Source organism: Kitasatospora sp. NPDC091257, from assembly GCF_044757675.1.
Taxonomy (GTDB): domain Bacteria; phylum Actinomycetota; class Actinomycetes; order Streptomycetales; family Streptomycetaceae; genus Kitasatospora; species Kitasatospora lactacystinica.
On record NZ_JBIVVI010000459.1, the window covers coordinates 1 to 6,488 of the forward strand.

Here is a 6,488-nt window from a genome sequence, read left to right on the forward strand (position 1 = left end):
GAGGGCGTCCACTCCGTCCCCGGCGACCGCGACCGTGTCGAGGCTCGGAGCCCCGACGGCCGGGGTCCAGGCCCGGCACTTGGTAGACGGAGCCGGGCGCCGCGGATCGACATCGAGCGGGAGAATTTTCGGGAGTTCTTCCGTCGTGCCGTCCCGCCGGACGTCGCGCGACCCGTCGCAACGGCAGCGCGCACAGCATGCTTCGCGGACGCACGCACGACGGCCACCGGCGCGGCGTGGATGCCGGGCCGGTGGCCGTCGGGTCGTCAGGGGCGGGGCGGTACGCGGGGGCGGGTCAGAGCGAGTAGGCGATGAGCTCGAACGACGGGTTGGTCGAGAACGCGGGGGCGCCCGCGCCGACCAGGAGCAGGTTGCCGCTCACGGCCGGGAAGGAGATGATGCCGGCCGGTGTCCTGGCCGTCCACAGGGTCGCGCCGGTGGTGGTGTCGAAGCCGTAGACCTGGCCGTCGAAGGTGGAGGTGAAGACCACGTCGTTGGCCACCGTGGCGGCACCGAGCGCCATCTGCGGCAGGTCCCGTTGCCAGAGCACCTTGCCGGTCGCCACGTCGGCGGCGGTGAGGCCGCCCCGGCCCACGGTGTAGTCGGGCAGTTGCAGTCCGCCCCGGGAGTCGAGCTTGGCGGGATTGTCGACCCAGGGGACGAAGAGCCGCCCGCGGGAGAGCGCCATCGGCGTCTCCACCCCGCCGATGATGCCCGGCAGGACGGTGGTCGGGGTGTCCGGCAGCGGGCCCTCGTCGTTCAGGTGGGTGCCGACCGGCAGGGTCCACAGCGGGGTTCCGTCGTCGGCCCGGTAGGCGTAGACCTTGCCCATCTTGCCCGCCGCCACCACGATCTCCGTGGGCTTGCCGCGGACCGTCGCGGTGGTCACGATCGGGGGGTCCTGGAGGTCGTAGTCCCGCAGGTCGTGCGGCGCGGTCTGCTGGTACCAGAGCAGCTTCCCGGTCCTGCTGTCCATCGCCAGCAGGCAGTTGGTGTAGAGGTTGGGGCCCGGCCGGCTGCTGCCGTTGGGGTACTCGGGGGTGCCGGGGAGCGGGGCGGGGTTGGCGACGGCGACGAACAGCCGTCCGTGCTCGTCGAGGGCCGGCGCGAACCAGGTCCCGCCGCCGCTGTTGATCTCCGGGTGGCCCCAGAGGTCGCCGTCCTTGACCGTGTTGAAGCTCCAGCGCGGCTTCCCGGTGGCGGTGTCCAGCGCGAAGATGGTTCCCATGGCCCCCGGCACGTACTTGCCGAAGGTGTTCGGGACGGTGCTGACCACCACGGTGTCCTCGTACACCTGGGGAGCGACGTCGATGCCGCCCTCGCCGGAGGCGATCAGCTCCCGTGACCAGACGGTCCGGCCGGTCGCCGGGTCGAGTGCGAAGACGCCGGTGAACGTCGTGCCGAAGAGCAGGCCGCGCGCGTAGGCCACGCCGTTCGGCCCGACCGAGGGGCTGTTGAAGACGCGCTTCCAGCGGACCTTCCCGGTCTCCTTGTCCACCGCGGTGACGTCGGAGTTGAGACTGATCAGGTAGACCGTGTCGCCCACGACGATCGGATTGGACGCCATGATGCCGGCGAAGGTCGGGTCGCCCTCCAGCGGAAGCCGCCACTTCACCTTGAGGTTCTTGACGTTGTGCGAGTTGATCGGTGTCCGGGTGACGTTCCTGGTGTTGGTCAGACCGCCGTTGGACAGGGCCCAGTCCTGTGGGTGGACCCGGCGGTCGTAGCCGCCCCGGGCGTTCTCGGTGCCCGCGGCGGCCGGGTCGGGGGCGGCCATGCCGGGTGCGATCGCCAGCGAGACGGCGGCCAGCGCCGTGAACGCCAGCCAGCCCGGGGTGCGGCGACCGCGCCGCCCGGCGCCGCGGGTCTTCAGAATGACGGACAATTCAACTCCGTTTCCGCTCGGTGTCGTTGCTCGACCCGGGCCTGGACGAAAGGTGGCGGACCGGCTCCCCGGCCGCTACGCGGGATGGACGGCGGTCAGCGCACCCGGCGCGCGAACGCCCGGACGTCGCCGACGAACAGCTCGGGCTCCTCCAGCGCGGCGAAGTGCCCGCCGCGCTCGAACTCGGACCAGTGGGCGAGGGTCGGGAGGATCCGCTCGGCCCAGCGGCGGATCGGCCGGACGGCGTCCTGCGGGAAGACGGCCACCCCGACCGGCGCGGCGAGCGGCCACGGGCCGGCCCAGGTACGGATGAAGTCGGAGTCCAGCCGGTTGGACTCGTAGTAGAGCTGGGCACTGGAGGCGGCGGAGGCGGTGAACCAGTAGATCGCCGCGTTGGTCAGCAGCCGGTCGCGGGACACCGCGTCCTCCGGCGCCGTCTCCGCGGCCGTCCACTCCTTGAACTTCTCCACGATCCAGGCGAGTTGGCCCACCGGCGAGTCGGTCAGGCCGTAGCCGACGGTCTGCGGCCGGGTGGACTGGATCTTCCGCCAGCCGGCCCCGTCCTGCTCGAAGTGCGCGGCGAACTCCAGCCTGGCCAGGTCCGCCCCGTCCAGGTTCGCGAACTCGGCCGGGTCCTGCGGCGGGAAGGTGGCGAGCATGTTGAGGTGGACGCCGGCGACGTGCGCCGGATCGGCCAGGCCGAGCTGGAGGGAGACCGGCATGCCCCAGTCGCCGCCCTGGACGAGGTACCGGTCGTAGTCGAGGCGGTGCATCAGCTCGGCCCAGGCCCGGCCGACCCGGGCGGTGTCCCAGCCCGTCTCCCGGGGGCGGCCGGAGAAGCCGTAGCCGGGCAGCGAGGGGATGACCACGTGGAACGCGTCGGCCGGATCGCCGCCGTGCGCCCGCGGGTCGGTCAACGGCCCGATCACGTCCAGGAACTCGACCACCGAGCCGGGCCAGCCGTGGGTGATGATCAACGGCGTGGCATCCGGCTCCGGCGAGCGCACGTGCAGGAAGTGGATGTCCACGCCGTCGATCTCGGTCAGGAACTGCGGGAACGCGTTGAGCTGCTCCTCGGCCTTGCGCCAGTCGAAGCCGGTGCGCCAGTACTCGGCCAGCTCCTTCAGGTAGTCGAGCGGAACCCCGCGCTGCCAGCCCACGCCCGGCAGTTCGCCGGGCCAGCGGGTCGCCGCGAGCCGGCGGTCCAGGTCGTCGAGGGCTTCCTGCGGGACGTCGATACGGAAGGGGCGCATGCCAAGTCCTCTCAGTGGACTGTCGGATCGGAGGGGCGGGCAGCGCGGGCCGGGACCGGCCCGCCGGGTCTCAGGCGGCGACGGGGGTGTTCTGGTACGAGGCGATCCGCCAGTCGGAGCCCTGTCGGGCCAGCACCCAGGTCGCCCGGATCGCACGCTCGGCCGTCACCTCGGTGTCCCCGGGGGCCAGCACACCGCCCTGGGTGACCAGCACGGCCACGTCCGCGGCCAGCGGGCGGACCGACACCGGCTCGCCGGTGACCCGGGTTCCCTTGAACGGGCCGGCGAAGGCCTGGGTCATGAAGGCGCGGATCGCCTGACGACTCGTCAGGTAGATGTCCCCGGGCAGGATCAGCGTCGCGTCCTCGGTGAAGACCTCGGCGAAGCCGTCGGCGTCCTGGGCGGCCCAGGCCGCGACGATGCGCTCCGGAACGGCGCGCAGCGCGGCGGCTTCGGGGGAGTTGGGCGGGGGAGTGGCGGACATGGCTCTCTCCTTCTCCGGTGGTCACGGCCGCGACACGGCGGCCGGGTGACGGCCAGCCTCACACCGGTCCGCACGGGGCGACAACTCCCCGATTGCGCTCGATCGTTGGACGGCCGGGTGGCCTGGACACGCTCCGGACGCGCCGCAATCCGGGAGATGCGGGCGCCCCGCCCGGCTGCCAGCCTCGACAGGGCCGATCAACGACCGCGGCCCGGACGGCCAACCGTCCCACGCGGGCCGCCCACTTCTGAGGAGCCCCCGATGACAGCCAAGGAATCCCCGTCCAGGGAAGAACTGGTGAGCCGTGCAGCCGAGTTGGTGCCGCTGCTGCAGAAGAACGCGCTGTGGCACGAGGAGCACCGCCGGCTGTCCGACGAGACGCTGGCCGCGCTGACGGACTCCGGACTGCTGCAGATCCGGGTGCCGGTCCGCTACGGCGGCTACGAATCCGACATGCGCACCGCGGTGGACGTGATCGCCGAGCTGGCCCGCGGCGACGGCTCCACGGCCTGGGTCATGGCGGTCTACGCCATCAGCTCCTGGATGGCCGGCCTGTTCCCGGACGAGGTGCAGGACGAGATCTTCGCCGACCCGGGCGTGCGCGTGAGCGGCATCCTCAGCCCGACCGCGGTCGCTGTGCCGGTCGAGGGCGGCGTGCTGCTGAACGGCAAGTGGACGTTCAACTCGGGCGCGCTGCACAGCTCCTGGAACACCAACGCGGCCGTGCTGATGACCCCGGACGGGCCGCAGCCGATCATGGTGGCCGTCCCGCTGGCGGACCTGGAGATCGTCGACGACTGGCACACCACCGGCCTGCGCGGCTCCGGCAGCGTCACCACCGTCGCCACCGACCTGTTCGTCCCCGAGCCGCGGGTGCTGCCGATGGTCCCGGTGCTCCAGGGCCGGCACCGCTCCCTGGCGAACGCCGAATCGCCCATCTACCGGGCCCCGTTCATGCCCACCGCGTGCGCCACGGTGGCCGCGCCGGCGCTCGGGCTGGCCAAGGCCGCCAAGGAGGCGTTCTTCGAGCGGCTCCCCGGCCGGAAGATCAGCTACACCGAGTACGCCAACCAGGCCGAGGCCCCGGTGACCCACCTCCAGGTGGCCGACGCCATCACCAGGATCGACGAGGTGGAGTTCCACGCCCACCGCGCCGCCGGCCTGATCGACACCAAGGGCCCCACCGGCGAGGAGTGGACCCTGGAGGAGCGGGCCCGGATCAGGCTCGACCTCGGTGCCGTCTGCTCGCGCACCAAGGAGGCGGTGGACATCCTCAACACCGCCAGCGGCGGCTCCTCGATCTACACCACCGTCCCGATCCAGCGCATCGAGCGGGACGTCCAGACCCTCAACCTGCACGGCATCCTGCACCCCAACACCAACCTCGAACTCTACGGGCGGGTCGCCTGCGGCCTCGGGCCCAACACCCTCTACCTGTAGCCGGCGCCCCACCGGGCAGGGCCGCACCGAGCGGCCCTGTCCGGCATGCCCTGCCCGCCGTTCCCACCGACCGCCCGGAGGATCCCCATGGCAATCCCCGAACCCGTCGTCATCGACCCCGCCGGACACGACATCCACGCCGAGGGCGCGCGGATCCGGGCGAACGGCCCGGTCGCCCGGATCGAGCTGCCCGGCGGCGTGCTCGGCTGGTCGATCACCGACCACGAAACCGCCCGCCAGGCCCTCACCGACCACCGGCTGTCCAAGGACCCGCGCCAGCACTGGACGGCCTTCGCCGAGGGCAGGATCGGCGAGGACTTCCCGCTCATCGGCTGGGTGCTGATGGACAACCTCACCACCCGGTACGGCGCCGACCACACCCGGCTGCGCCGGCTGACCGCCGGGGCCTTCACCCCGCGCCGGGTCGAGGCCATGCGGGCCGAGGTCGAGAAGGCCGTCGACGAGCTGCTGGACGAGCTGGACCGCTGCGAACCCGGCGAGGTGCTGGACCTCAAGGCCCGCTTCGCCCGCCCGATGCCCGCCCGGGTGATCTGCGACCTGTTCGGCGTGCCGGCCGAGGACCGCGCGCAGATGCTCCGCGGCGGCGAGGCGAACATCGACACCACCCTCACCCCCGAGGAGTCGGCGGCCAACGTCGAGCAGTGGCACCGGGAGATGCAGGAGTTCGTCGAGGCCAAGCGCCGCAGCCCCGGGGACGACCTGACCAGCGACCTGGTCCAGGCCCAGGAGGAGGACGGCTCCCGGCTGAACGACTCCGAACTGGTCGGCACCCTGCACCTGTTGCTCGCCACCGGGACCGAGCCGGTGATGAACCTGCTCGCCAACGCGACCCGGGCCCTGCTCACCCACCCCGACCAGCTGGCGCTGCTGCGCAGCGGCGCGGTGAGCTGGTCGGACGTGATCGAGGAGACCCTGCGCGTCGAGGCGCCGGTCGCCCATCTGCCCTTCCGCTTCGCGGTGGAGGACATCGAGATCGGCGGCGTCGTCATCGCCAAGGGCGACCCGGTCCTGATCAACTTCGCGGCGGTGGGCCGCGACCGTACCGTGCACGGCGACAGCGCGGACGCCTTCGACGCCGCCCGGTCGGACAAGGAGCACCTCTCCTTCGGCCACGGCGTCTACCGCTGCATCGGCATGCCGCTGGCCCGGATGGAGGCCGAGATCGCGCTCGCCGCGCTGTTCCGGCGCTTCCCCGACATCGAACTCACCGTCCCCGAGATGGACTTGGCGCCGCAGGTCACCTTCATCATGAACGGCGTGCAGACCCTCCCGGTCCGCCTCACGCCGCGAAACCGCTGACACGAAAGGGAGGTCCGTCCGATGTGGGCAGCCGTCGTACCCGAGGCCAAGGCGCGCTGGGAACTGCGCGAGATCCCCACCCCCACGGCAGGTCCGGGTCAGGTAC

General features: G+C 72.1%; 5 protein-coding genes. 2 read left to right on the plus strand and 3 right to left on the minus strand.

Going from position 1 to position 6,488, the window contains the following annotated elements; all coding sequences use genetic code 11:
- Positions 1–295 precede the first annotated feature (295 nt).
- From ACIQOV_RS21455 to ACIQOV_RS21465, 3 genes are all read right to left on the minus strand, one after another.
- Positions 296–1,885, minus strand: coding sequence for a PQQ-binding-like beta-propeller repeat protein (locus tag ACIQOV_RS21455; protein WP_401050702.1), 1,590 nt, complete (start codon positions 1,883–1,885; stop codon positions 296–298).
- A gap of 95 nt (positions 1,886–1,980) precedes the next feature.
- Positions 1,981–3,138: an epoxide hydrolase family protein gene (locus ACIQOV_RS21460; protein WP_401050703.1), complete on the minus strand. Its 1,158-nt coding sequence runs from the start codon at positions 3,136–3,138 to the stop codon at positions 1,981–1,983.
- Positions 3,139–3,208: 70 nt separating this feature from the next.
- Positions 3,209–3,622 (minus strand): SgcJ/EcaC family oxidoreductase, encoded by a 414-nt coding sequence (locus tag ACIQOV_RS21465; RefSeq protein ID WP_401050705.1) that lies wholly within the window; start codon positions 3,620–3,622, stop codon positions 3,209–3,211.
- Between the two features lie 261 nt (positions 3,623–3,883).
- Between ACIQOV_RS21465 and ACIQOV_RS21470 the strand changes: the two genes are divergently transcribed.
- Both ACIQOV_RS21470 and ACIQOV_RS21475 read left to right on the plus strand, forming a co-directional pair.
- Positions 3,884–5,062, plus strand: coding sequence for an acyl-CoA dehydrogenase family protein (locus ACIQOV_RS21470; RefSeq protein ID WP_380551036.1), 1,179 nt, complete (start codon positions 3,884–3,886; stop codon positions 5,060–5,062).
- 87 nt (positions 5,063–5,149) lie between these two features.
- Complete coding sequence (locus ACIQOV_RS21475; protein WP_401050707.1) at positions 5,150–6,382, plus strand: cytochrome P450; 1,233 nt, start codon at positions 5,150–5,152, stop codon at positions 6,380–6,382.
- Positions 6,383–6,488: the final 106 nt, after the last annotated feature.